At 72.3% G+C, this 25289-nt stretch carries 19 protein-coding genes; 13 read left to right on the top strand and 6 right to left on the bottom strand.

What is annotated here, in order from left to right:
• Positions 1 to 80: 80 nt before the first annotated feature.
• Together J5X86_RS31790 and J5X86_RS31785 are read right to left on the bottom strand one after the other, a co-directional pair.
• Positions 81 to 1496, bottom strand: coding sequence for an amidase (locus J5X86_RS31790; protein WP_208520142.1), 1416 nt, complete (start codon positions 1494 to 1496; stop codon positions 81 to 83).
• Between the two features lie 24 nt (positions 1497 to 1520).
• A complete protein-coding gene (locus J5X86_RS31785; protein WP_208520141.1) occupies positions 1521 to 2468 on the bottom strand; it encodes a D-2-hydroxyacid dehydrogenase in 948 nt (315 codons plus the stop codon).
• Between the two features lie 208 nt (positions 2469 to 2676).
• On the opposite strand from J5X86_RS31785, the gene J5X86_RS31780 reads away from it, so the two are divergent.
• The 6 genes from J5X86_RS31780 (at position 2677) to J5X86_RS31755 (ending at position 10609) form a co-directional block, all read left to right on the top strand.
• Entirely contained in the window at positions 2677 to 3663 is a 987-nt protein-coding gene (locus J5X86_RS31780; protein ID WP_208520161.1) for a decarboxylase, read from the top strand.
• A 204-nt stretch (positions 3664 to 3867) separates the two neighbouring features.
• On the top strand, positions 3868 to 4623 hold the full coding sequence (locus tag J5X86_RS31775) for an aspartate/glutamate racemase family protein (protein WP_208520140.1): 756 nt from the start codon (positions 3868 to 3870) through the stop codon (positions 4621 to 4623).
• Between the two features lie 139 nt (positions 4624 to 4762).
• Positions 4763 to 6010: an EfeM/EfeO family lipoprotein gene (locus tag J5X86_RS31770; protein ID WP_208520139.1), complete on the top strand. Its 1248-nt coding sequence runs from the start codon at positions 4763 to 4765 to the stop codon at positions 6008 to 6010.
• Entirely contained in the window at positions 6007 to 7227 is a 1221-nt protein-coding gene (efeB, locus tag J5X86_RS31765; RefSeq protein WP_208520138.1) for an iron uptake transporter deferrochelatase/peroxidase subunit, read from the top strand. The genes J5X86_RS31770 and efeB overlap by 4 nt, the downstream gene beginning before the upstream one ends.
• Positions 7228 to 7383: 156 nt before the next feature.
• Positions 7384 to 9258, top strand: coding sequence for a phospholipase C (locus tag J5X86_RS31760; RefSeq protein WP_208520137.1), 1875 nt, complete (start codon positions 7384 to 7386; stop codon positions 9256 to 9258).
• Between the two features lie 223 nt (positions 9259 to 9481).
• Entirely contained in the window at positions 9482 to 10609 is a 1128-nt protein-coding gene (locus J5X86_RS31755; RefSeq protein WP_203348452.1) for an LLM class flavin-dependent oxidoreductase, read from the top strand.
• Positions 10610 to 10611: 2 nt separating this feature from the next.
• On the opposite strand, the gene J5X86_RS31750 is transcribed toward J5X86_RS31755, so the two are convergent.
• Positions 10612 to 12582 (bottom strand): bifunctional diguanylate cyclase/phosphodiesterase, encoded by a 1971-nt coding sequence (locus J5X86_RS31750; RefSeq protein WP_208520136.1) that lies wholly within the window; start codon positions 12580 to 12582, stop codon positions 10612 to 10614.
• 318 nt (positions 12583 to 12900) lie between these two features.
• Between J5X86_RS31750 and J5X86_RS31745 the strand changes: the two genes are divergently transcribed.
• The 3 genes from J5X86_RS31745 to J5X86_RS31735 all read left to right on the top strand — a co-directional run bounded on the left by J5X86_RS31745 (position 12901) and on the right by J5X86_RS31735 (position 16755).
• A complete protein-coding gene (locus tag J5X86_RS31745) occupies positions 12901 to 14166 on the top strand; it encodes a M6 family metalloprotease domain-containing protein (RefSeq protein ID WP_208520135.1) in 1266 nt (421 codons plus the stop codon).
• Between the two features lie 198 nt (positions 14167 to 14364).
• Positions 14365 to 16008, top strand: coding sequence for an AMP-binding protein (locus J5X86_RS31740; protein ID WP_208520134.1), 1644 nt, complete (start codon positions 14365 to 14367; stop codon positions 16006 to 16008).
• A 141-nt stretch (positions 16009 to 16149) separates the two neighbouring features.
• On the top strand, positions 16150 to 16755 hold the full coding sequence (locus J5X86_RS31735; RefSeq protein WP_014060949.1) for a DNA-binding response regulator: 606 nt from the start codon (positions 16150 to 16152) through the stop codon (positions 16753 to 16755).
• A 40-nt stretch (positions 16756 to 16795) separates the two neighbouring features.
• Here the strand turns inward: J5X86_RS31735 and J5X86_RS31730 are convergent, their stop codons facing one another.
• From J5X86_RS31730 to J5X86_RS31720, 3 genes are all read right to left on the bottom strand, one after another.
• Positions 16796 to 18052: a sensor histidine kinase gene (locus J5X86_RS31730; protein WP_243981890.1), complete on the bottom strand. Its 1257-nt coding sequence runs from the start codon at positions 18050 to 18052 to the stop codon at positions 16796 to 16798.
• A 138-nt stretch (positions 18053 to 18190) separates the two neighbouring features.
• On the bottom strand, positions 18191 to 20566 hold the full coding sequence (locus J5X86_RS31725) for a TOMM precursor leader peptide-binding protein (protein ID WP_208520132.1): 2376 nt from the start codon (positions 20564 to 20566) through the stop codon (positions 18191 to 18193).
• 7 nt (positions 20567 to 20573) lie between these two features.
• Positions 20574 to 20840 (bottom strand): hypothetical protein, encoded by a 267-nt coding sequence (locus J5X86_RS31720; protein ID WP_208520131.1) that lies wholly within the window; start codon positions 20838 to 20840, stop codon positions 20574 to 20576.
• Between the two features lie 181 nt (positions 20841 to 21021).
• On the opposite strand from J5X86_RS31720, the gene J5X86_RS31715 reads away from it, so the two are divergent.
• The 4 genes from J5X86_RS31715 (at position 21022) to J5X86_RS31700 (ending at position 25250) form a co-directional block, all read left to right on the top strand.
• On the top strand, positions 21022 to 21846 hold the full coding sequence (locus J5X86_RS31715; RefSeq protein ID WP_208520130.1) for an AfsR/SARP family transcriptional regulator: 825 nt from the start codon (positions 21022 to 21024) through the stop codon (positions 21844 to 21846).
• Positions 21847 to 22118: 272 nt separating this feature from the next.
• A complete protein-coding gene (locus J5X86_RS31710) occupies positions 22119 to 23354 on the top strand; it encodes an FAD-dependent monooxygenase (protein WP_208520129.1) in 1236 nt (411 codons plus the stop codon).
• Positions 23355 to 23446: 92 nt separating this feature from the next.
• Positions 23447 to 24397, top strand: a complete 951-nt coding sequence (locus tag J5X86_RS31705) for a GlxA family transcriptional regulator (RefSeq protein WP_208520128.1) — start codon at positions 23447 to 23449, stop codon at positions 24395 to 24397.
• 103 nt (positions 24398 to 24500) lie between these two features.
• Complete coding sequence (locus J5X86_RS31700) at positions 24501 to 25250, top strand: SDR family NAD(P)-dependent oxidoreductase (RefSeq protein ID WP_208520127.1); 750 nt, start codon at positions 24501 to 24503, stop codon at positions 25248 to 25250.
• The last annotated feature ends 39 nt before the right edge of the window (positions 25251 to 25289 follow it).

The raw sequence follows: 25289 nt of genomic DNA, 5'->3' as shown, positions 1-25289 counted from the left end.
GGCGGAGACCATGGGTTTCCGCCCGGCGTAGCGCACGCGTCCGGCCCGGGGCGGCTTCGCCCCGGGCCCGGCCGCGCGTCTCAGGCCGCCGCGGGGCGCACCCCGTCCGCCAGCCCCGCCTCGAACAGCGCGTGCGCCGCCCGCAGCACCAGCGCGTCCGCGTGGCGCGCGCCCACCAGCTGCACTCCGATCGGCAGACCCGCGCCGCTGAGGCCGCACGGCACCGACGCCGCGGGCTGCTGGGTCAGGTTGAACGGGTAGGTGAACGGCGTCCAGCCCGTCCACCGGGTGTGCTCCGACCCCTTGGGCACCTCGACCCCCGCCTCGAAGGCGGTGATCGGCAGCGTCGGGGTGACCAGCAGGTCGTACGCGGAGTGGAACCGCCCCATCGCATGGCCCAGGGCCATCCGCACATCCACGGCCGTCAGATAGTCCAGCGCGCTGTACGACGCCCCCTGGGCACAGATTTCGCGCAGCCCCGGATCCAGCAGCTCCCAGTCCTCCGCCCCCAGCGGCTGCACCACCCGGGCCGCGCCGCTGAACCACAGCGTGTGGAACGCCTCCACCGGATCCTCGAACCCCGGGTCGATCTCCTCGACCACCGCGCCCAGCTCCGCCAGCAGATCCACCGCCCGCCGCACCGCCGCGGCCACCTCCGGGTCGACGGCGGCCGCACCGCCGAGCGAGGGGCTGTAGGCCACCCGCAGCCCGTCCACCCCGCCCCCGCCGGGGGCGAGCGCCTCCTGGAAGCCGCCCCCGGAGGGCGCGAGCTGGGACCAGTCGCGCCAGTCCGGACCGGAGATCACATCCATCAGCAGCGCCGCGTCCGCCGCGTCCCGGGTCATCGGCCCCACATGGGCCAGCGTGCCGAACGCGCTCGCCGGATAGAGCGGAACCCTCCCATAGGTGGGTTTCAACGCGAAGATGCCGCAGAAGGACGCCGGGATACGGACCGAACCCCCGCCGTCCGTCCCCAGGCTCAGCGGACCCGCGCCCAGCGCGACCGCTGCCGCGCTGCCGCCACTGGAGCCGCCCGCGGTCCGCTGAGCGTCGTACGGATTGCCGGTGACCCCGTAGACCGGGCTGTCGGTGACGCCCTTCCAGCCGAACTCCGGGGTCGTCGTCTTCCCCACGAACACCGCGCCGTGCTCGCGCAGCCGCGCCACCGAGGGCGCGTCCTCGTCCCACGCCTGGCCCTCGGGCCGTACGGTCCGCGAACCGCGCAGCGTGGGCGCGCCGCGCAGCAGCAGGATGTCCTTCACCGACACCGGGACGCCGTCCACCAGGCCCGCGGGGGCCCCGCGCCGCCACCGTTCGGCGGACTCCTCCGCCTGCCGCAGCGCGCCCTCGGCGTCCACCCGGCTGAAGGCGTTCACCTCCGGCTGTATCTGCTCGATCCGGTGGAGGACGGCACGGGTCGCCTCGACCGGGGAGAGCTCGCCGGAGGCATAGCGCTCGATGAGTTGAACGGCTGTCAGGTTGTGAATGTCCGTCATCCGGCTCTCCGTTCAGGGCGGCGATCAGTCCACCGGTACGTATCCGAGGCGTTTGTCGACGATGTTGAGCAATGGCTCGCCCGCGCACCAGCGCTCGTAGTTGTCCTGGAACTGCTCGGCCAGATGGTCGCGCCACCCGACCGTGTCGCCGCTCATATGGGGCGAGATGAACAGCCCCGGCACGTCCCACAGGGGATCGTTCGAGGCCAGCGGCTCGTGTTCGAAGACATCCAGGGCCGCGCCGCCGATCCGGCGGGCCACCAGGGCCGCCGTAAGGTCCTTCTCGACGACCAGGGGGCCGCGGCCGACGTTGATGAACCGGGCGGTGGACTTCATCCGGTCGAAGATCGTCCGGTCGAACATGCCGCGGGTGGCGTCGGTGAGCGGCGCCGCGCACACCACCCAGTCGGCCGAGGGAAGCAGCTCGGGCAGCTCGTCGCCGCCGCGCACGCCCTGCCGCGCGGTGCGGCCGACCAGGTCGACCACCACGCCGAGCGAGGCCAGAGTGGAGTCGATCGCCCGGCCGATGGGGCCCGCGCCCACGACCACGGCGCGCGTACCGGCCAGCCGCATCGTCTCCCGGTGCTGCCAGCGGCGCTGCCGCTGCAGCTCCCAGGTTCCGTGGAAGTCCTTGGCCATGGAGATCACCAGGCCGGCCACATACTCGGCGATCGGCTGCTCGAAGACCCCTCGGGCATTGGTCAACACCGTGTCGGATGTGACGAGTTCGGGGCAGAGCAGCCGGTCGACCCCCGCGCTCGCGGTATGGACCCAGGCCGGACGGGGGCCCTCGCCCGGCCAGGCGTCGCGGACCGCGTCGGAGGTGAAATCCCAGACCAGGAGCACATCCGCGGCAGGGAGCGCCTGGGGGAGTGAATGCTCGTCGCAGACGAGCACCTTCGCCCGATCGGCCACCCGGTCCAGGTGGACCGGCGGCTGGTCGCCGAAGACGACAACTGTGCTTTCGGACATAGGCGGGAAACCGTTTCGAAACGTGGATGGGTTTGCCTGAAGAAGGAGGGGGCAGGCGCCTCAGTTTGAGGATTGACCACGCTAGGCAGCGGAAACTACCGTCGTCAACAACGGTATCTGTCCCGGCGTCCCCGGCAGTAGGCCGGTCTCTCTCCATCGCAACCTCTGGCCAATGGTCCAGTCCCTCCGTTCCGTATTGGGGCTCGCTTTGGACGTCTCTTTTCTGGGTGGCCCACAGCCGCAGCGCGGTGTGGGTGTGGTGGCACCGTTCGACTTCGCACTCGATCGTGAACTATGGCGCTGGGTACCCGACGAGGTCTCCCTGCACCTCACCCGTACCCCGTTCGTACCCGTCGAGGTCAGCCTCGACCTGGCCCGGCTCGTGAGCGAACACGAGACCTTGCACGACGCGGTGCAGGCACTGGCGGCCGTCGCACCGGAAGTGGTGGCGTACGCCTGCACCTCGGGCAGCTTCGTCGGCGGTGTGGCCGGTGAGCGCGCGATGTGCGCGGCCATGTCCCAGGCGGGTGAGATCCCGTCGCTGACCACCTCGGGCGCGCTGCTGGAGGCGCTGCGGGAGATCGGCGCCCGGCGGATCGCGGTGGTGACGCCGTACACCCGGTCGGTCACCGATTCGCTCGAGGAGTATCTCGCCGAGGGCGGGATGACCGTCACCGGACGGGCGTATCTCGGCCTGACCCGGCACATCTGGAAGGTGCCGTACCGCGACGTGGTCGACATGGCCCGGCAGGCGGTGGTCGGGGCGACCGACGCGCTCTTCATCAGCTGCACCAATCTGCCGACCTACGACGTGATTCCGCAGCTCGAGGCGGAGCTGCGGATGCCCGTCCTGTCCGCGAACCAGGTCACGATGTGGGCGGCGCTGCGGGCGATCGGCGCACCGGCCGTCGGGCCGTACCAGGCGCTGATGGACCCGGTCGCCCGGTCCGGTCCGGCGGGGATGTCGGTGTCGCCGATGAGCCGCCCGCTCCCGGTGACGGACCCCGTCGTCGAATCGGTGATCGAGGCCGTGGAGTCGGTCGAGGCCGTGGTGGACGAGCCGGAGGCGGCGCTGGCCGGGGCGGCGTCGCCCGGGCTGGACGGCGATCCGGCCGACGGGCTCGACCCGGGCTTTGGAACCGGTCTCGGCGAGGGCCCCTACCTCGACGATTCGGGCGGCCCGTCGGCGGTGTGAGGGGCGGCCCGTCACCGGACTGAGGAGCGGGCCCGTCGCCGGTGTGACGGGCAGGTCCGCCGCCGGTGTGGAGGGCAGCCCCGTCACCTGCGCGAGGGGAGTTGTCCGGCGGGTGGGAACCCGCCGGGCCTCCGCGGTGTAGGAGAAGTGACAGCAGTGCAGCAGGGGGCGGCGCTCACGGGGGCCGCCAGTAAGGAGGCAGTCATGGTGGACTCGACGCGCCCGGCCCCGGACACGGTCGGCTTTCTCTACCCCGGATACTCCGCCGAGGACGAATACCCCCGCCTGGAAGGCATGCTCGGCGGCGACAGCGGCGATATCCGGCTTCCCCTGGTCCATACCGACATCGGTGAGGACGCCCATCGGGTGGACGCCCTGCTGGAGATGGGTTCCGCGGCCCGCCTCGCGGCCGGGGTCGCCGAGCTCGCCGAGCGCGGTGCCCGGGCCGTGGTCTGGGCCTGCACCAGCGCCAGCTTCGTCTTCGGCTGGGAGGGCGCCCATGAGCAGGTGCGCGAGCTGAGCGAGACGGCCGGATTGCCCGCCTCCAGCACCTCCTTCGCCTTCGCCCACGCGGTGCAGGCGCTCGGCGCCGAGCGGGTGGCCATCGCCGCCACCTATCCGGAGGATGTCGCCGACCACTTCAGGGCATTTTTGAAGGCGGCGGGCGCCGAGGTGGTCGCGATGCGTGGCAGCGGGATCATCACGGCCGCGGAGGTCGGCACCTGGGGCCGGGAAGAGGTGCTGGAGCTGGCCCGCACCGGGGACCACCCCGAGGCCCAGGCGGTGCTCCTTCCGGACACCGCCCTGCACACCGCCGCCTGGATTCCGGATCTGGAGGCGGAGCTGGGCAAGCCGGTGCTCACGGCCAACCAGGTCACGGTCTGGGAGGGGCTGCGGCTGCTGGGCCGCGATCCGGTCCATGACCGGCTGGGCGCGCTCTTCGCCCGGAGCGGCGGATAGCGGCGGGTGGTCCGGCCGCGGAGGGGCGCGGCACGGTGGCCGAGGGGCCGGTGACGGGGAGCTGAATCCCGGCGGAATTCCATGTCGCTCTTTCGCCATCATGGCATTCCGCTTATCGGACTGCGCCTAGCATGCAGCCGTGCGTCGCCAACATCTCTCCCCGGTCCCGCCGGCACGTCATCTGCTGGTCGCCGGTGCGGTGACGGTGGCCGCGGCCGTCGGAATCGGCGTGCTGGCGGTCGGCGGAGACTCCTCGGACGGCCCTCGTGCGAACCCCTCCGCGAGCGGAGGCGCGCCCGCGAAGGCATCGGACGGGCTTCGGCACACCTCCGTCGAGGTGTCCGAGGGCGACTGCGGCCGTGGCTGGACCGATGCCACCCGTGGCAAGCAGGTCTTCGATCTGCGGAACACCTCCAGCAGACCGGCCGAGGTCTATCTCACCGATCCGGCGAACGGCGCCGTCTACGGAGAGGTGGAGGGCCTGGGCCCCGGCACCAGCAGACCGCTGAGCGTCACGCTCGGCGGCGGCTCCTACGCCTTCGTCTGCCTGCCCGAGGACGTGGACGCGGTCACCGGCCCCACCGTCACCGTCCCCGGACCGGCGCGGGGCGGTGGACCGGCCGCGGTTCCGGTCGGCCAGCAGGATCTGATCCCGCCCACCATCGCCTACCAGAAGTGGGTGACGGGCCGGATGGACGAGCTGGTGCGGCGCACGGACGCGCTGCGCGCGGCCATCCGCTGCGGTGATCTGGCCACGGCCCGTGCGGCCTGGCTGCCCGCCCATCTGGTGTACGAGCGGATGGGCGCCGCCTATGGTGCCTTCGGCGACGCCGACGGGGCCATCAACGGCACCACGGCGGGGCTGTCCGGCGGGGTCCATGACCCGGACTTCACCGGATTCCACCGCCTCGAGTACGGCCTGTGGCACGGCCAGTCCGCGAGCTCCCTGCGCCCAATGGCCGACCGGCTCGTCGAGGACGTCCGAGGGCTGCGGGACGACTGGCCGCAGGAGCGGATGGACCCGGCCGACCTGGGCCTGCGGGCGCACGAAATCATGGAGAACACCGTGCAGTTCGAGCTGACCGGCCGCACCGACTACGGCAGCGGCACCAATGTGGCCACCGCGCGGGCCAACCTCGACGGCACCCGGGCCGTGCTGACCCGGCTGGAGCCGCTGCTGAAGCCCCGTGCCCCGTGGCTGCCCGAGCTGAAGAGCGACCTGGACCGCACCGAGCGGACCCTGGAGCGCTCGCACCACGGGGACCGCTGGACCCCACTGGACCGGCTGAGCCGCACCGACCGCCAGCGGCTCAACGCGGACGCGGGCGCGCTGGTGGAGCGGCTGGCGCAGGTGGCGGCGCTGATGGATGTGCGGAGGACCCGGTGAGCGAGGTGCTGCGCAGGGGCTTTCTGCTGGGCGCGGCCGCGGGCACGGTCGGCGCGGTGGCGGGCGCGGCCGGGGGCACGGCGGCCGCGAAGGAGGGGGAGCGGGAGAAGAAGCCCACCCGCGTCCCCTTCCACGGCGCCCATCAGGCCGGCATCCTCACCCCGCCCCAGCGGGCCACCGCGCTCATCGCCTTCGACGCCATGGCCGAGGGGCGCGAGGAGCTGGCCGACGCCTTCCGTGCGCTCACCGAGCGGTGCCGTTTTCTCACCACCGGAGGCACCCCCGACCCGGTCGGGATCACCGCGCCGCCCGCCGACTCCGGCACCCTGGGCTCCCAGGTGGCCGCCGACCGGCTGACCGCGACGGTCGGCGTGGGCGCCTCGCTCTTCGACGAGCGGTACGGACTGCGGGACCGCAAGCCCCGGCGGCTGACCGCGATGCGGTCCTTCCCCGACGACGATCTCGACCCCGACTGGTGCCATGGCGATCTGAGCCTTCAGCTCTGCGCCGACAGCACGGACACGGTGCTGCACGCACTGCGCGATATCGCCCGGCACACCCGGGGCGCGCTGCAGATCCGCTGGCGCGTCGACGGCTTCGTCAGCCCGCCGCGCCCGTCCGGCACCCCGCGCAACCACATGGGGTTCAAGGACGGCACCGCCAACCCGGACACCGATGACGCCCGTGCGATGGACCGTCTGGTGTGGGTGGGCGCCCACTCCGCGGAGCCGGCCTGGACGACCGGCGGCAGCTATCAGGTGATCCGGCTGATCCGGATGCTGGTGGAGTTCTGGGACCGGGTCTCGATCAGCGAGCAGGAGCGCATGTTCGGCCGCAACCGGGACTCGGGCGCCCCGCTGGACGGTCAGCACGAGTTCGACACCCCGCGCTACGCACAGGACCCCAAGGGCGACATCATTCCGCTGGACAGCCATATACGGATGGCCAATCCGCGCACCGCCCGGACCGAGGATCAGCGCATACTCCGCCGTGCCTACAGCTACGACCGGGGCATGGACGCCAACGGCAACTTGGACATGGGGCTGCTGTTCTGCTGCTATCAGCAGGATCTCGTGCGTCAGTTCGAAACCGTGCAGAAGCGTCTGGCGGGGGAGCCGCTGGTGGACTACATCACCCCCTTCGGCGGCGGCTATTTCTTCGCGCTTCCCGGTGTGAAGGACCGCTCCGACTGGCTGGGACGGACCCTTCTGTCCTGACACCGCCCCACCTTCTGGTCAAGAACACCTCAAGAGTTCCTTGGATTCTTCTGACCCTCTATTCACTCGGCCGCCTCCATGGATTCCATCGGAGAGTCCTGCCCGCGGCACAGGATCAGGCGCAGGCGTGAATCGCGAATCGTGTGGAGGCATGGCATGGGCGGCACGGCAGGATCCGAAGGCGGCCGACGGCGTGGCCGGGTAGCGCGCTGGGGTGCCCTGGCCGGCGCCGCGGCCCTGGCGACCGTGGGCGGGGTGGCCCCCGCATGGGCCGCGCCCGCCAAGGGCGGCGACACCGCGACCCCGGTGAAGCATGTGGTGGTGATCTTCGACGAGAACATCTCGTTCGACCACTACTTCGGCACGTACCCGAAGGCGGCGAACACGGACGGCACGAAGTTCACGCCGTCCAAGCACACGCCCAAGAACATCGACACCCTGGCGCACGCCGGGCTGCTGAAGAAGAACCCCAATCTCTACAAGCCCAAGCGGCTGGCCAGCGACCAGGCCATGACCTGCGACCAGAACCACTCCTACGGTCCCGAGCAGTACGCGGCCAATGGCGGCAAGGCCGATAAGTTCGTGGAGAACACCGAGGTCAGCAAGTGCACCGGGCTGTTCGGCGAGCCCGGTCTGGTGATGGACTACTACGACGGCAACACCGTCACCGGCCTGTGGAACTACGCCCAGCACTATGCGATGAGCGACCGTTCCTTCAGCTCGGCCTACGGCCCCTCCACCCCCGGAGCGCTGGAGCTGATCTCGGGCCAGACCCACGGCGTGATCTCCACCGACCCCAAGTCCTCCACCGAGAACCCCCAGCAGACCGACAAGCCGGACGCGTACACGGTGGCCTCGCCGGATGCCAAGGGTGTCGGCACGATGATCAACGATCCGGATCCGGCCTTCGACGACTGCTCCAACAAGGACCACACCAGTAGCAACGCCCTGGCCCGGATGAAGGGCCGGAACGTCGGCGATCTGCTCAACGCCAAGGGCGTGACCTGGGGCTGGTTCCAGGGCGGCTTCCGGCCCAGCACCGCCTGGGACGGCGAGCAGGACCACTACGCCAAGTGCTCCGGCACCACCCATAAGAACGTCGGCGGCGCCGAGTCGGTGGACTACAGCCCGCACCACGCGCCGTTCCAGTACTACAAGTCCACGGCCAACCCGCATCACCTCCCGCCGAAGAATGTGCGGGAGATCGGCCGGAGCGGTCAGGCCAACCACAACTACGACCTCACCGACTTCGACGCGGCGCTCAAGACGGGCCATCTGCCGTCCGTCAGCTTCCTGAAGGCCGCCGAGTACCAGGACGGCCACGCCGGCTACTCCGACCCGGTCGACGAGCAGCACTTCCTGGTCAAGCAGATCAACGCGATCCAGAAGTCGCCGCAGTGGAAGGACACGGCGATCGTCGTCGCGTACGACGACAGCGACGGCTGGTACGACCACGCCTACGCCAAGCCGCTCAACGGGTCGAAGGACAAGACCGCCGGTTCCAACGGCAAGGCCACCGACAGCCCCGCCTGCCAGTCCGGCCCCAAGCCCGCGGCCGGCTACCAGGACCGCTGCGGCCCCGGCCCCCGGCAGCCGCTGCTGGTGATCTCCCCCTTCAGCAAGGCCAACAAGGTCGACCACACCCAGACCGAGCAGACCTCGATCACCCGCTTCATCGAGGACAACTGGCACACCGGCCGGATCGGTGACGCCTCCTTCGACAGCCGGGCGAACTCCCTCTCCGGGCTGTTCGACTTCCGCCACCCCAACAACACCCAGGTGCTGCTGAAGTCCGACGGCTCGGTCGCGTCGGTCCACCAGGCCGGTCACTACACGACCTCCGCACTGGCCGCCCACGCCCCGATCGTGAACGCGGCGGCAGCCAACGCCCTGACCACCCGGCGTCTCGCCGATGACCGGGGCACCTCCGTCGCCCTGCCCATCGGCCTCACGGCGGGTGTGCTGGTGCTCGGCGGTGCCGGTACGGCGCTGGCCATCCACCGCCGCCGCACTGTGCGGACCGCGGGCTAGGCCCGTCCGCGCGAGCACGGCACACCGCCGTCGGGTCCGCCGCCACACCTCCTCCCCAGGTGGCGGCGGACCCGGCCGTATGCGGGGGCGGGGAGACAGCGGCGGGGGAGCAGCGGCTGGGAATAAAGCGGAGCCTTTCTCCGGTTGAATACAGGCGGTAGACGTAGAGGCGTACCCGGACAGGCGTACGCGCACCGCAGTGCGATCAGGGAGGCGGGCCACCGTGGCCGATGAGCAGGACCGGCGAGACGACCAGCACGACACCATCCGGGCCCGGCCCCTCGGCAGCGCACCGGTGCCCCTGTCGGTGCTGGACCTCGCGACCGTCGGCAGCGGGGTGACGGCCGCCGAGGCGCTGCGGACCACCACCGAGCTTGCCCGGCTCACCGAGCGCCGGGGCTTCCACCGCTTCTGGGTCGCCGAGCACCACTCCATGCCCGGGGTCGCCAGCACCTCCCCGGCGGTGATCCTCGCCCATCTCGCCGCGTACACCGAGCGGATCCGGCTGGGCTCCGGCGGGGTGATGCTCCCCAACCACGCCCCGCTGGTCATCGCCGAGCAGTTCGGCACCCTGGAGGCGCTCGCCCCCGGCCGGGTGGACCTCGGCCTCGGCCGCGCGCCCGGCACCGACGGGGCCACGGCCGCCGCCCTGCGCCGCACCGACCGGCTGCGCGAGGGCGCCGACGACTTCCCTCAGCAGCTCGCCGAGCTGACCCGCTTCCTCGACGACGACTTCCCCGACGGCCACCGCTACGCCCGTATCCACGCGGTGCCGGGGCCGGTGCAGGGCACCGTGCCCGGCGGGGTCCAGTCCGCCGACCGGCCCTCGATCTGGCTGCTGGGCTCCAGTGGATTCAGCGCCCGGCTCGCCGGGATGCTCGGTCTGCCGTTCTCCTTCGCCCACCACTTCTCCGCGGCCAACACGGTCCCCGCGCTCGACCTCTACCGCGAGACCTTCCGGCCGTCCGCCGCGCTGGACCGGCCGTACGCCTCGATCGGCGTCTCGGCCTTCGCCGCCGAGGACGAGAAGGAGGCCCACCGGCAGGTGCTCACCGGTGCCCTGGCCATGGTCCGGCTGCGCACCGGCCGCCCCGGCCTGGTGCCGACGCCCGAGGAGGCCGAGGCGTACGAGTTCAACGAGATCGAGCGCGACTTCATCAACAGCTGGCTCGCCAACGTCGAGTACGGCACCCCGGACCAGGTCCGCGAGGGGCTCGACGGGCTGATCAAGCGCACCGGAGTGGACGAAATCAAGATCACGGCCAATGCGCACGGCCGTGACGCCCGTCTGCGCTCGTACGAGCTGATCGCCGATGCCTACGATCTCCCGACGGCGCAGACGGAGGCGTAGCCCTAGCCGGACGCCGGGCAGGTGATCATCGTCTGTATGCGGTCCGGCGGCACCGGACGGGAGTAGAACCACCCCTGTCCCGTGTCGCAGCCGATCCGCCTCAGCCGTTCCGCCTGCTCGGCGCTCTCCACGCATTCGGCCGTCACGGTGAGGCCCAGCCGGTGCGCGAGCTGCACCAGCGCCTCGACGATGGTCTCGTCGGCCGGATTCGGATGCTCCTCCGCCCGGAACCCCTGGACGAACGAACCGTCCAGCTTGAGCGTGGAGACCGGCAGCCGGCTGAGATAGGCGAGGTTGGAGTAGCCCGTCCCGAAGTCGTCGATCGCGATGGGCACCCCCATGTCGCTCAGCCGCTGCAGCGCCTGCAGCGGACGCCCCGTCGACCCCATCACCGCCGACTCGGTCAGCTCCAACTGCAGCAGATGCGGCGGCAGCCCGGTCTCCGCCAGGATCGTGCCGACATCGGCGACCAGGTCGGAGTCCCACACCTGGCGGACCGCCACATTGACGCTGACCACCAGTGGATGGGTCGGATTGGCGAGCTGCCAGGCGCGGGCCTGGCGGCAGGCGGTGCGCAGCACCCACCGCCCCAGCGGCACGATCGCGCCGTTCTCCTCGGCCAGCGGGATGAACCGGTTCGGCGACAGCCGCCCGAACTGCGGATGGTCCCAGCGCACCAGCGCCTCCACCCCGCGGACGACCCCGTCGCCCAGCCCCACCAGCGGCTGGTAGTCGAGCACGAACTCGTCCCGCTCGACCGCCGGGCGCAGGGTGCTGGACAGCGCCTGCCGGGTCATCCGATGGGCGTTGCGCTCCGGGTCGAAGAGGGTCCAGCGCGCCTTGCCGTCCTCCTTGGCCCAGTACAGCGTGGTGTCCGCGGCCTGCATCAGCCAGGTGGTGTGGGTGCCGGCCGCGGGCCGCTCCACCACGCCGATACTCGCCGACACCGACAGCCGCTGCCCGCCCACGTCGAACGGTTCCTGCAGGGCGGCCAGCAGCGACCGGGCGAGGTCGCACAGCTGCTCGGTGCCGGTGGAGTTGCGGACCAGCAGGGCGAACTCGTCCCCGCCGAGCCGCGCCACCAGATGGCCGCCGGGCGCCGCGCATTCGGTGAGCCGCTGGGCGACCGCGCCGAGCAGCCGGTCGCCGACCCGGTGGCCGAGGGTGTCGTTGACCGCCTTGAAACCGTCCAGGTCGAGATAGCAGAGCCCGATCCGGCCGGTGCCCCCGTGGTCGTAGGTGGCCGCCTCCAGCGCCGAGGTCATCCGCTCGAAGAACAGGCTGCGGTTGGGCAGCCGGGTCACCGGATCGTGCATCTGCAGATGGCGCAGCCGTCCCTGGAGATCCCGCTGATCGCTGATGTCGGCCATCGACAGCAGCAGACTGCGGCTGTCCGGCGCGGGCTCGATGGTGATCTCGGCCCACAGGGCATGGCCGTCGGCGCGCAGCAGACGCCGGGTGCGGCGCAGCCGCGCGAGACGGCCGCCCAGGACGTCCCGGTACTCCTTCCAGGCGCGCGGATCCTCGCGCAGATTGGCCAGATCCGCCGCGCTGCGGGTGGTCAGCACGGCCGGATCGGTGCCGAGCAGGGCGCCGAGCGCGGGGTTGGCGTCGCGCACTCTGCCCTCGCGGTCGACGACGGCCATGGCGAGGCGCGCCACATTGAAGGCGGCGCGGTAGTCGCCGGGCGCGGGGCCCGGGGTTGGGCCGGCGCCCGGGGGCGCGCCTGGCGCCGAGGGCGCCCCCGGTGTCGGGGGCGCGCCCAGGGCTGGGGGCGCGCCCGAGGCCGACGGCGCGCCGATGGCCGGGCGAGGTGCGCCGGCGTCCTCCGCAACCGGGAGGACGCTGGGGGCAGCATCACGCTCTGTGATCGTCGGCAGCGTCGCGCCCAGGGCGCGGCCCTGCCCGTCAGGGATTCCGCTCACCGCTCGCTCCCGCGTGGCGTTCGTTGTGTCCAGGTTGTTCGTACGCATCTTGTTGTCTCACACCGGGTGCCGGGCAGACCGTAATTTCCTGCCTGAAGGGGGATTCCCCGCTGGACATGTGCCGATCATAGGGGCTCGTACTCCGGGCGTTCCATCGACGTCATCGCGCTCACCGCCGTCTTGACAATGTGTTTGGTCGTATCTGTTCGACTCTGCGCGGGCCAACAGCCGCTCTGACCGATTGTGACCGTCTGTTACGTACCCGGATCGCGGCCTCTTCACTCGACCAGCCCATCCCAACAGGGCGTACCCCGCCAATTCAGCTCAGGGTGGAGTGGGTGTTCGGACTACGCCCGGGAGGTCGACATGGTGCGTCCTCAGGTACCCGAGGGGGTGCACCGACAGCCTCGGTTGCGTCGGACCGGGGCCCTGCTGACCTCGTTGAGCGCGCTCATCGCGACCACCGTGGTGGCGGGCCCCGCTGTCGCGGCCGGCCCCGGCGGACCCTGTGACCTGGAACGTACCGACGCCCACCACTCGGAGGGCCTGGACACCTGGAACTCCCGCTATCCGCGCCCGGTGCGCCGATTGGACGCGGCGATGGTCTTCCTGTCGTTCCCGGACGCCAAGCCCAGAGTAACCCCGGCCCGGTTGGCCGCCGACCATATTCCCGCGACCCCCGACTTCTTCAAGCGGGCGTCCTACGGGAAGTTCGCGCTGCGGGTGCATCCACTGCGGCGCTGGCTCACCATGCCCCAGCGCTCCACCGCGTACGCCATACAGCGCGACTGGAACGCCAAGCGCCGCTCCGCGTATCTGCGCGACGCCATCGCGTCCGCCGATCCGCACCTCGACTTCGGCCGCTATGACCTCGTCTATCTGGTCGCCGACCCCGATGCTCCCGGTGTGGACGCCGACGCGACGAAAGTGGTCAACTTCGAAAAGCCACTGCGCGCCGATGGTGTTGATCTGCGCCGTCTGGTCACTGTTTTCGAACACCATCCGCCGGACCGCAATGTCCTGGCCCATGAGACCGGCCATGTCTTCGACCTGCCCGACCTCTACCACCGGCCGAAGGACACCGACGCCAGCGCCGAATGGGACACCTACGTCGGCGACTGGGATTTGATGGGAAGCCAGTTCGGCATGGCACCGGATCCGTTCGGCTGGCACAAGTGGAAGCTGGGCTGGCTCGGCGCGCGCCAGGTGGCCTGCGACCGCGCCATCGGTCCGCGCCGATACACCCTCCAGCCCCTCGCCGCCCCCATGGGACGAGGCAGGCCCGGCGCCGACACCCGCACCCGACTGGTCGTGGTCCGCACCGGGCCCACCACCGCGCTGGCCATCGAGGCGCGGGGCGGCCGTGGCAACGACGCGGGCACCTGCACCGAGGGCGTGCTGGTCTACCGCGTCCACAACGACAAGGCGTCGGGCGACGGCCCCGTCCAGGTGCTGGACGGCCACCCCGCCACCTCCGCCTGCTGGAACGAGTCGGTCTACCCCGGACTCGCCGACGCCCCGCTCGGCGTCGGCGACAGCCTGTCGGTCAAGGAGGACTCCGTACGGATCACGGTGGCCGGCCGCGCCGCCGACGGGGGCTGGACCGTCCGGGTCAACCGCCGGGCGCGGTGATGACGGTGCCGCGCCGATGTCCGGCCGCGCCGATGTCCGGTCGCGCCGCTGACGACGCCCCGAAGATGACCAGGTCGGGCCGCTGACGGAGCCGCGCCGACGGCCGGGGCGCGCTCATAACCGGTGATCAAGTCGGCTTCGAGGTGCCGCTTCGAGACTGTGGGCCCCTTTCCGACGTCGGGCGCCCGGGAGTTGAGAATGCCGCGACACGCGAATCTGGCCGAGGCCCTGAAGGAACGGGCCCTCCGGCACGCCGACGGTACGGCGCTCGCCCACCCCGCCGACGACGGCACCGAACACCGCGTGTCCTACGCCGCGCTCGACGCCCGCGCCGACGCCGTGGCCGCCTGGCTGTGCGCCCGGGACGCCGCCGGCCGCCGGGTGCTGCTCGCCATGGACCCCGGTCCGCACGCCGCGGTGGCGCTGCTCGGCTGTCTGTACGCGGGCGCCGTCGCGGTGCCCGTCCCCGCGCCGTCCGCTTCCCGGACCGATGCCGAGCGCACCGCCTCGATCGTCCGTGACGCCGCTGTAGACCTCGTCCTCACCGAGACCGCCCACGCCACCGAGACCTCCCGCAGGCTCTCCCGGGTCGGCCGCGCCGGTCTGACCTGCCTCGCCGTCGACGGACTCCGCCCCGACGCGCACGCCGACGCGCCCCGGCAACCCGTCCGCACCACCGCCGACAGCCTCGCGCTGCTCGCCTACGACTCCGGGCCCGCCACCGCCCCACGCGGCGCCCTGCTCACCCATGGCAGCCTTACGGCGGCCATGGCCGGGCTGCGGCGGACGCTCGGCACCGACCGCCACTCCCGGATCGGCGGCTGGCTGCCCCGTTGCCACACCCCCGGGCTGATCGGGCAGGTGCTGCAGCCGCTGTGGCTGGGCGCCACCGCCGTGACACTTCCGGCGGAGCCGTTCCGCACCGATCCGCTCGGCTGGCTGCGGGCCATCAGCCGCCACGGCATCACCGAAACCGTCGCGCCCGACATCCTCCACGCCCGCTGCGCCGCCCTCCTCGGCGACGAGCCACCGGCCGGGCTCGACCTCTCCCGCTGGCGGACCGCGCTGAACGCCGGGGAGCCGGTCTCGGCCGGGACCATGGCCGCGTTCCCCCACCGCTGCGCGCCGCTGGGGCTGCGCCCGGGCACCCTGGTGGCCGGATACGTCCCGGCCGAGGGATCCCCGGTGGCGCTGGCCACGGGGCGCGCACCGGTGCCGGGCGCGGACTTCGCCGTCGTGGACCCGCTGACCGGGCGCCGGCTGCCGGACGGGGCGCCCGGGGAGATCTGGGTGCGCGGCCCCGCCGTCGCCACCGGCCACTGGGGCGGTCCTCCGGACACCGCGCTGCTGTTCGCCGCCCGCGTCGCCGAGGGTCCGGGCGGCTTTCTGCGCACCGGCGACCTCGGCCTTACGGTGAACGGCCGGCTCCGGATGACCGGCCGGGTCCGTGACGCCCTCCTGGTGGACGGCCACACCCTGCATCCACAGGACGTGGAGCGCGAACTGCTGCGCTGTGCAAGGGCGCTGGGGTCGGCCCGGGTGTTCTGCGCGGGGCCCGGCGCGGGGGCGCTGGTGGTCGTCCAGGAGGTCGTCCGTACGGCGGGCGGGGCGCGCACCGGGCTGCCCCGGCTGGCGGCGCGGATCCGCGCCCTGATCGCGGAGGAGTTCGGCGTCGTGACCGGCGCGCTGCTGCTGGTGCGCCCCGGCACCGTGCGCGGGGCGGGAACCGCCAAGGTGCGGCGCGCCCTGCTGCGCGAGCGCTATCTACGGGGTGAAGTGCGCGCCCTGCACGCCGAGTTCGGGCCGGAGGTCGGTGAGCCCTGCCGGGGTGGTGCGGCATGACAAGGGGGCGCGCGCTCGCGCTCGCGCAACGAGATATGCGTTCGACGGGCGTATTTGCCCGCGAATCTATGGAAGGGCCGGGAGAGCGCGGGAATAATCGGCATGCGGGGTGATGACGGGGCGGGGAAAGCAGGGGGCGGGATGGTCAGGGTGCTGATCGCGGAAGACATGCATATGTTGCGCAAGGCATTGGTCGCCCTGCTGGAATTCGAACCGGACATCGAGGTGGTGGCCGATTTCTCCAACGGCGCCGATATCCTGCCGCGCGCCCGTGAACTCCGCCCGGATGTCGCGGTCCTCGACATCGATCTGCCGGGTATGGACGGGCTCACCGCCGCGGCCGAGTTGAGCACCGCCGTTCCCGAATGCCGCACCATGATGCTCACCAGCCTCGGCCGCCCCGGAAATCTGCGCCGGGCGCTGGCCGCCCATGTCTCCGGCTTTCTGCTGAAGGACAGCAGCCCCGAGAAGCTGAGCGACGCCATCCGCGCCGTCGCCCAGGGCGAGCGGGTGATCGATCCGCAGCTTGCGCTGGCCGCCCTGGACGACGGTCCGCAGCCGCTGACGCCGCGTGAGCTGGAGGTCCTGCGGTTCGCCGCGAAGGGGGAGGAGTCCGCGCAGATCGCGGCCAAGCTCTTTCTGTCGGTGGGCACGGTGCGCAACTATCTGACGTCCGCCGTGACCAAGCTGGACGCCCGCAACCGGGTCGACGCCATCCGGATCGCCCGCGAGGCGGGCTGGCTGTAGACCGCGTCAGGCCGTCACGCCCGTCGGGCCCGCACGCCCGTCACGCCGTCACGGCCGGCCCTGGGCCGTACTCCTCCTTCGAGTCCTTCGAGTCCTTCGAACCGCGCTCCCGGCCGCTCCGCGGCGGCGCGTCCATGGACACATCCAGCTCCGCCCGTAACTCGAAGCAGCCGTCCGGCCGTACGCCCGCGCGCAGCCGCCCGCCGAGGTTCTCCACCCGGACCCGGAGGTTGCCGATTCCGCTGCCGCCGTCCGTGCTGTCGGTGCGCAGGATCGTGGACGGCCGGCCCACCCCGTCGTTGACGAGGGTCAGCCACACCTGGTGCCCGCTGCGCCGCGCCTCGATCGCGCAGTGGTCGGCCTTGCTGTGCCGCAGCACATTGGTCAGCCCCTCGCGCAACACACTCGCCAGCACCGTGTCCACCAGCTCCGGCAGCGGTCCGCAGTCGATCGCGGACGTGGCGCTGATACCCGCCGCGGCCAGCATCGAGCGGGCCGTCGCCGACTCCGCCGACAGCGACATCTTGCGATAGCCGCTGGCCACGGCCCGTACGTCGGCGAGGGCCTGACGGGAGGTCTGCAGGATCTCGGAAAGCTCCTGCTGGGCACGGGAGTTCTGCCGGGGCACCAGCCGGTGCACCAGCTCACATTTGAGGGTGATCGTGGACAGGCTGTACCCGAGCAGATCGTGCACATCCCGGGAGAACCGCAGCCGCTCCTGGGCGACCGCCAGCCGGGCCAGCTCCGCCCGGGACCGGGACACCTCGGCGACCAGCCCGGACAGCCGCGAGAGCCCGAAGACCACCAGCCCGGTCAGCGCGGTGGAGACCGAGGTGTACGCGACCTGGCCCCAGCCGAAGCCGACCTGGAACAGCAGCACATCGGTGCACAGCAGGATGGCCGCGAACGCCGGCCACGCCAGCGCCGGTGCCAGCACCAGCAGCGAGGAGCCGGCCAGAAAGCCCGGCATGCCCAGCCAGGCGTGCTTGAAGACCGCGAAGGGGGCGAAGGTCAGCACCGCCTGGAGCGTCAGCGTCCAGCGGCGCGCGCCGCTGAGCCGGGGCGCGAGACCGGGGAAGGAGTGCAGCATCTGGAGGCAGAGCAGCATGGTCATCGGCAGCAGCGCCAGCCCGAGCATCGCCGCGTCGATCGTCCTGCCCGAACGATTGCCGTCGACCACATAGGTGACGGCCACGGCGAAGTAGCCCACCAGCACGAGGACCGTGATGACGACGGCCAGGCGCGGCGCCAGATTGTCGTGCTGGCGCGGTGGGTGGTTCCCGGCATCGTCGGGCAAGAGGCTCCCCTGCACTCGTCCTCCGGATGGTCGGGCCGGATTGGGTGGCTTGCCCGAGAGTATCCGATCTTTGCGGGGGGTGGTGAGGCCGCGTGGAAGGCTCATGGTGTACGCAGAGTTACTCGTTATCACGGGGGATCACAGGAAAAACGGAATCGGGTTGAGGTCCGCGTAGCGCGTGGGCCCCGGCAGCCGTCCGAGCGCGACCGGAACGTCGAAGAGCCGGCCGGGCGCGAACCGGGCCCAGTGCGGGCGCATTCCGGGCACCAGCACCTTGGCCACCGGCAGGCCCACATCCGGCCGGGTCTGGTCCAGCACCAGCAACTCCATCCCGCGTTGCCGCGCCAACTCCCTTACGGCGGCGAGTGCGCCGCCCTCCGGGGGGCCGGATATCCCCGAGGGCGGTACGGCGGCCGGGTCGGGCGTCAGATACGGGTGGTCGGCCACGGTCGCGGTGCGGAACCAGCGCAGCGCCTCTGGCTCGGCGGCGCCGTAGCCCCCGCCGTCGGCGCGGGCCTCGACCACCGCCGGGAGCATCTGGTTCAGCTCGGCGAAGGCGTGGCACAGCGCGGTGTGCCGGTCGAAGTGGGCGCCGAAGCCGAGGGTGATGTCCTCCGCGGGCTTGTCGAGGCGCCGGGAGAGCGCGGCGACCACCGGGATGCCGAAGTCCGTCGTGAGGTCCAGGGTCCACACCTCGCGCCGCAACTCCCGGTGGGCGGCGAGCACTTCGGCCAGCCACGGGTCGTCGAAGGCGTCGAGGGCCACGGCGGGCTGCCGGGTGCGGTTGTACCACCACAGGGCGACCGCGTCCCGCTCCACCAGCTCCAGGAAGCCCCGTACGACGGCGTCGGCCAGCGTGCCGCCCGCCGCCGCGCCGTTGGAGTCCGCCCGGCAGCAGCGGTGGCCCGGGGGCTGCGGGGCGCCGTAGTACAGCAGCGCGGTGGGCAGCAGCCGGTGGCGCTCGGCGGTGAGCGACCACACCGGGGTCCAGTCCAGCTCCGAGTCCTCGTCGAACGGATCGCGGATCCGGTGGCGCGCGGGGAGGACAGGGTCGCGGAACTGCCGCGGGTCGAAGAGCTGGACGGTGTCCGGGTGCACCGCGTCGTCCGGGTGCAGATCGCGGTAGCGGGCGCGCTGCCGCGGCTCGTCCCCCTGGAAATGGCCGCTGTAGTGCTCCAGGGCCTCGCACAGCGCGCTCGCCCGCGCCTGCTCGGCGGTGCGGCCCTTACCGTGGGCGGCAGCTCGCAGCCCGGCCCTTACGGCGTCCAGGCCGGTCTGGGGGCCCGCTCCCGCGTACGAAGGGTGGCGGGCGTGGAAGCAGTTGAGGACGGCGGGGCCGCGCGGATCGCGCCGGATCTCGGTGACCAGCCCGGTGACGGGGTCCACCAGATGTCCGTAGCGCTCCATGATCCGGCGCGGGGAGGTGTCGGTGCCGGTTTCGGCCAGCGGCTCCCGTGGCGACGGCAGCGCCAGGGGCGCCCGTATCCGGGCCGCGACCAGCGCCGGATCGCCGCAGCCGGCGCACTGCGGGCGGCGGGAGAGCGGATGGCGGTCCACGGTGGCGGTGAGGGTGTCCAGGGTGCGCAGCTCCCGCTGGCCCGGATGCCGGTGCCCGGCCAGCCACTTGGCGGCCTCCAGCGCGGCGAGCTGGAGCGCGGCGGCGCGGCTCGCGGGCAGTGAGGCGGGCGGGCGCGGCACCGGTCCGGGGCGGCCGAGCCGGTGCTGGAGATACGCCTCGGCCTGCCGTCCGCGCCACAGCCGGTCGGCCAGACAGACCCAGCACGGGTCGTCGGGGGCGCCGAGGAACGGACCCAGCCACGCCTGGGTGCCCACCGGTTTGACGGGCAGCCAGCGACGGCCGGCGGCGCGGTGCGCGGCGTCCACGGCGGCGAGCCGCGGATCGAGGTAGTCATCGCACACCACAAGGGTGAGTTCTGCGTCGTCATGTTGACGGGGGGCGATTTGACATATCTCTCGCCGAGGGCTAGTCGCCCCGGAAGCCGGCGGATCGCCGTCCGCCGCCTTCCCGTCCACGGTCCTCAGGTCCGCGATCCTCAGCCCCGCGGCGCGCAGCGCCCGGACCACCTCGCCCGGGTCGGCCGAGCCGAGGACCAGCGAGGTCACGGCGGGGCGGGTGGGCTGGGGCGCGGGGGCCGGGGCGGAGCCGCCCGCGGTGTTCAGCCCGGCCAGCTCCCAGTACGCCTCCTCGGGGGTCCAGGCGTGGTCCCGCTCGGAGACAAGACCGGCCGCGCGCAGGCGGGCGATCACGCGCTCGGCCTGCCCGGCCGTGACCGCGCCGGGCGTGACCGCCCCGGGCGGGCCCGCGGCGCGGGCGGGCGCGGCGGCTTCGGTGAGGATGTGGGCGAGGTCCCGCGACCCGTCGAGCAGCGGCGCGAGCGCGGCGATCGCCTGCCCGTGCAGCGCCGTGACCCCGTGCTCGGAGACGAGATACACGGCCTCACCCGGCACCGGCTCGACCCGCAGATGTGGTGTGAAGCCCAGTTCGCCGGTCATCGGCCGGTCATTCGGCGCCGACGGTGCAGATGCAGATGGCGGGCGCGCCGATGGGCCAGGCGGTGTCGGAGAGGTCCTCGATGACCAGGTCGTCGTCCTCGGCGGGCGGCTGAAGGGCCTCGGCGGCGGTCCCGATGGCCCCGGCGCGCCGGGTGATCCTGGCGCGCTCGGCGATCTCGACGACCTCGGTGACCCCGGTGACCTCGGTGTTCTCGGCGGAATGAGCCAGGGCGGCGGGGCTCGTGGACTCATGTGGGACGGGCGTATCGGTCATCGCGGACTCTCTCATCGCCAGGGTGTGAATTTGTCATGGTGCGGCGCTCTGGAACTCATATCGAGCTCGTTACTCCGGCACTGGCCGCACAGGTGGCCCACAAGCGAGGCTCTTAAATGCCTCGGTGGCAGGCCGCGCGGCCAGGAGGCACTTGACGGACCGTTGACGGAGGTACACGACCATGGACATCAAGGTGTTGGGGCCGCTGAGCGTCGAGGCGTGCGGTCAGTCGATCGTGCCCAGCGCGGGCAAGCCGCGCCAGATCCTTGCACTGCTTTCCGTCTACGCCAACCAGATGCTGCCGGTGCCCACTCTTATGGAGGAAATCTGGGGCACGCAGATGCCGCGCAGCGCGCTCACCACTTTGCAGACCTACATCCTGCAGTTGCGCCGCAGGCTGGCCACGGCCTACGGCCCCCAGGCCCCGCAGGCTTCCAAGGACGTCCTGGCCACGCGCTACGGCGGATATGTGCTGGAGGCCCAGCCGGGCGCGGTGGACATCCATGAGTACGACCGGCTGGTGGCCGCGGGGCGGGAGGCGCTGGACGCCGGGGACGATGTCCAGGCGTCCCTGCTGCTGCGCGAGGCGCTGGCCGTCTGGCGCGGCCCCGCGCTGGTGGATGTGAAGGTCGGGCCGGTCCTGGAGATCGAGCTGGCCCGTCTGGAGGAGAGCCGGCTCGGCGTCCTGGAGCGCCGTATCGAGGCCGATCTGCGGCTGGGCCGCCATGCCGAGGTGCTCACGGAGCTCACCGAGCTGACCGCCCGTCATCCGCTGCACGAGGGGCTGCACGCCCAGTGCATGGCCGCTCTCTACCGCGCGGGCCGCCCCTGGCAAGCGCTGGAGGTCTACCAGGGGCTGCGCGCCAGACTGGTCGAGGACCTCGGGCTGGAGCCGTCGCCGCGACTGCAGAAGCTCCAGCAGGCGGTGCTCGCCTCCGACCCGGCGCTCGATCTGGATCTGGACGGCCACTGGCGCCGCCCGGTGCTCGACCTGTTCGCCGCATAGCCCACAGTCCACAGCCCACAGCCAATAGCCCCCACAGCCAATAGCCCCCACAGCCCCGACCCCGCCCTCGTCCGGAGCCCCGTAAGTCCCCCACCAGCCGTCCCCGTCCGGCGAACCATCCCCCCAAGAACGCCCGGCGCCGCCCTTCAGCCGGGCTCGCTACGGCTCCGCTGCCCGATCCCCCCGCGCGGGCAAGCGGAGCCGTAGTGCGTCCAGGGGATGCCACAGGCGCCCGATGCCCATGCCCTGGAGTTCGACCAGCAGGAGGCGCGATGACGCGCGAGATCGACACCGATGTGTGCGTGGTCGGCGGCGGCCCGGCCGGTCTGGTGCTGGCGCTGCTGATGCTGCGGTCGGGGGCCAGGGTGACCGTGGTGGAGTGCGCCCGCGCGCATCAGCGCGTGTTCCGCGGCGAAATCCTCCAACCCGGCGCGATGGCGCTGTTGGACGCGCTCGATGTGCTCGCCGGCGCCCGCGCCCGCGGTGCCCATGAGCACGACCGATTCCTGGTCATCGAGGGCGAGCGAGTGCTGCTGGAGGCCGACTACCGGCTGCTCGCGGCCCCGTACGACCACCTGTTGAGCGTTCCGCGCCCCCATCTGCTGGATGAGCTCCTCGCCCGCTGCCGCCGCTCGCCCGGCTTCCGCTATCTGCCCGGACGGCGGGCCGGGGCCCTGCTGTGGCGGGAGGAGCGGATCGCCGGGGTCATCGCCGAGGGACCACCGGGCCGCTGTGCCGTGCGAGCCCGGGTCGTCGTCGGCGCGGACGGCCGGTTCTCGCGGATCCGGCGGCTGGCGGGCATCGGAGCGGGCCGCGCCGACGCGTTCGCCCAGGATGTGCTGTGGTGCACGCTCATCGCGCCCCGGGAAGAGCCGCCGCTCCGCGATGTGCGGGTGTTCCGCACCGGCGGCGGCCCGGTGCTGGTCTACGGCTCCTGGTCGAACCGGATCCAGATCGGCTGGACCCTGCCGCACCGGCGCTACGGCCAGATCGCCGCCCTCGGCCTCGACCATGTCAAGGAGCGGCTGGTGCGTGCCGTGCCGGGGTACGCCACGCTGATCCGCGATCAGATCCGCACCCCCGCCGACCTCGGCGTTCTCGAGGTCTTCTCCGCACGCGCCGAGCGCTGGGTCGCCGATGGTCTGGTGCTGATCGGCGACGCCGCCCACACCCACAGCCCGATCGGCGCCCAGGGCATCAACCTCGCGGTGCAGGACGCGGTGGTGCTGCACCCCCTGCTGGCCCGCGCCCTGGCCGAGGGCGACACCAGCGCCGAGCGGCTGGCGGAGTTCGAGCGGCGGCGGGGGCCCGATATCGCGGCGGTGATGCGGATGCAGACCCTGCAGAGCCGGGCGATCCTCTCGCAGGGCGCGTTCACCACCCGAGTGCGCCCCCGTCTCGCACGGGCGCTGCGTCGTACGCCGCTCTATCGCAAGATCCTGCAGCGCATGGCCTACGGCAACCCGTCGATCCGCATCGCCGACGCCGGAGTGTGCGGCCGGACATGACACCCCGGAGCGCCATGGCTGGAAAGCACCACTGCACCGGCTTATCGCCACCCTGCTTCGAACCCATATGCCGCACCGCCTAGATTGAGGCCATGCACACTGTCGTGATCCTGGCGCTGGACCAGGTCATCCCCTTTGATCTGGCCACCCCGATCGAGGTCTTCACCCGCACCCGGCTGCCCGATGGCCGGGAGCCCTACCGGGTCCGGGTCTGCGGCCCCGCCCCCAGCGTCGACGCCGGGGTGTTCGCCCTCCAGGCCCCGTACGGGCTCGAGGCGCTCGCCGAGGCCGACACGATCGTCGTGCCCGGCCGCAGCGACGTCCTGCTCCCGGTCCCCGACGAGGTGATCGACGCGTTGCGGGACGCCGCCGACCGGGGCACCCGTATCGCCTCGATCTGCTCCGGGGCCTTCGTCCTCGCCGCCACCGGGCTGCTCGACGGACACCGCGCCACCACCCACTGGCTCGCCGGTGCGCTGCTTTCCGAGCTCCATCCGAAGATCCAGGTCGACCCGGATGTGCTCTATGTGGACAACGGCCAGTTCCTCACCTCGGCGGGCGCCGCGGCCGGGCTCGATCTGTGTCTGCACATGATCCGGCGCGACCATGGCTCCGCCGTGGCCGCCGACGCCGCGCGGCTGTCCGTGATGCCCCTGGAACGGGAGGGCGGGCAGGCCCAGTTCATCGTTCACGACCAGCCGCCCGTACCGCGCGGATCGCTGTTCGAACCGCTGCTGCGGTGGATGGAGGACAACGCCGGACGGGACCTCACCCTCAACGAGATCGCCGCCCACATCGGCATGAGCACCCGCACCCTCAACCGCCGTTTCCGGGAGCACACCGGAACCACCCCGCTGCAGTGGCTGCACCGCGCCCGGATCCGGCAGGCGCAGTATCTGCTGGAGGCCACCACCCACCCGGTCGAGCGCATCGCCACTCAGGTCGGCTTCGGCTCGCCCACCTCCTTCCGGGACCGCTTCAAGCGCGTCGTCGGCACCAGCCCGCACAGCTACCGCTCCGCCTTCCAGCGAAACGCCGGATAGCCGCCGAGCGGTCCCCTGGGCAGCCTCGGGCACGGGTCGAGGCGGACTCGAGTCACGGCGGCGACCATGGCCTTCTCAGTGGGAACGACCGCGAGGAGCGCCCATGTTGGACCTCGGCCTGGAGGGGCGCACGGTCCTGGTCACCGGGGCCACCGGGGCCATCGGCCGGGCCGCCGCACGCGCCTTCGCGGAGCAGGGCGCCCGGGTGGCGCTCGCCTTCCGGCACCACCGCGAGGCCGCCGAGGCGCTGGCCGCCGAGCTGTCCGGACCGGACGGTGGCAGGGCCTTCGCCGTGCCGTACGCCCTGGACGACGCCGCGTCGCCGCGCTGGGTCGTGGCCGCCGTGGAGGAGCACTGGGGCGGGCTCGACGTGCTGGTGGCGGCCGCCCGGCGGCGGGGCACGCGACGCGATCCGCACACCCGGTTCGAAGACGTGCCGGAGGAGCACTGGCGGCCCCTCGTCGCCGACGGCTTCGTGCCCGCTATGCGCACCGTCCAGTGGGCCGTCGCCGGGATGCGCAAGCGCGGTTGGGGCCGGATCGCGCTGGTGGCCTCGACGCAGGCACCGGACGGCGCGGTCGACGGGGAGTTCCACGCGGTGGCGCGGGCCGGGCTGCACGGTCTGGTCCGCGGTCTGGCGGGCGAAGTGGGCGGCGATGGAGTGCTGATCAACGCCGTGTGCCCCGGGCCGACCCCGCCCGACCGGCCGCCGACTCCGCCTGGCCGGCCGCCCGCCTCGCCCGACCGGCCGCCCGCCACCCCCGAGGACATCGCCCGCGCCCTCCTCTTCCTGTGCTCGGCGGCCAACGGCACGATCACCGGCGAAGCGCTGACGTTCGCGGGGTGCCGCTGAGCCCGGCGAGGGGAGCGATGGGTCGGCTCGGTGTCATGT

The sequence above is a fragment of the Streptomyces sp. NEAU-YJ-81 genome, assembly GCF_017592595.1.
GTDB classification, from domain to species: Bacteria; Actinomycetota; Actinomycetes; order Streptomycetales; family Streptomycetaceae; genus Streptomyces; species Streptomyces hygroscopicus_B.
The sequence above is the reverse complement of the archived record's forward strand: the minus strand, read 5'-3'. Positions and strand labels throughout refer to the sequence as shown.

What these genes read in the sequence shown, in the direction of transcription:
- J5X86_RS31745 (WP_208520135.1), top strand. Translation starts at nt 12,901, where the DNA reads ATGGTGCGTCCTCAGGTACCCGAGGGGGTGCACCGACAGCCTCGGTTG.
- J5X86_RS31750 (WP_208520136.1), bottom strand. Translation starts at nt 12,582, where the DNA reads ATGCGTACGAACAACCTGGACACAACGAACGCCACGCGGGAGCGAGCG.
- J5X86_RS31775 (WP_208520140.1), top strand. Translation starts at nt 3,868, where the DNA reads ATGGTGGACTCGACGCGCCCGGCCCCGGACACGGTCGGCTTTCTCTAC.
- J5X86_RS31790 (WP_208520142.1), bottom strand. Translation starts at nt 1,496, where the DNA reads ATGACGGACATTCACAACCTGACAGCCGTTCAACTCATCGAGCGCTAT.
- J5X86_RS31710 (WP_208520129.1), top strand. Translation starts at nt 22,119, where the DNA reads ATGACGCGCGAGATCGACACCGATGTGTGCGTGGTCGGCGGCGGCCCG.
- J5X86_RS31740 (WP_208520134.1), top strand. Translation starts at nt 14,365, where the DNA reads ATGCCGCGACACGCGAATCTGGCCGAGGCCCTGAAGGAACGGGCCCTC.
- J5X86_RS31720 (WP_208520131.1), bottom strand. Translation starts at nt 20,840, where the DNA reads ATGACCGATACGCCCGTCCCACATGAGTCCACGAGCCCCGCCGCCCTG.
- J5X86_RS31725 (WP_208520132.1), bottom strand. Translation starts at nt 20,566, where the DNA reads ATGACCGGCGAACTGGGCTTCACACCACATCTGCGGGTCGAGCCGGTG.
- J5X86_RS31715 (WP_208520130.1), top strand. Translation starts at nt 21,022, where the DNA reads ATGGACATCAAGGTGTTGGGGCCGCTGAGCGTCGAGGCGTGCGGTCAG.
- J5X86_RS31785 (WP_208520141.1), bottom strand. Translation starts at nt 2,468, where the DNA reads ATGTCCGAAAGCACAGTTGTCGTCTTCGGCGACCAGCCGCCGGTCCAC.
- J5X86_RS31735 (WP_014060949.1), top strand. Translation starts at nt 16,150, where the DNA reads ATGGTCAGGGTGCTGATCGCGGAAGACATGCATATGTTGCGCAAGGCA.
- J5X86_RS31705 (WP_208520128.1), top strand. Translation starts at nt 23,447, where the DNA reads ATGCACACTGTCGTGATCCTGGCGCTGGACCAGGTCATCCCCTTTGAT.
- J5X86_RS31760 (WP_208520137.1), top strand. Translation starts at nt 7,384, where the DNA reads ATGGGCGGCACGGCAGGATCCGAAGGCGGCCGACGGCGTGGCCGGGTA.
- J5X86_RS31700 (WP_208520127.1), top strand. Translation starts at nt 24,501, where the DNA reads ATGTTGGACCTCGGCCTGGAGGGGCGCACGGTCCTGGTCACCGGGGCC.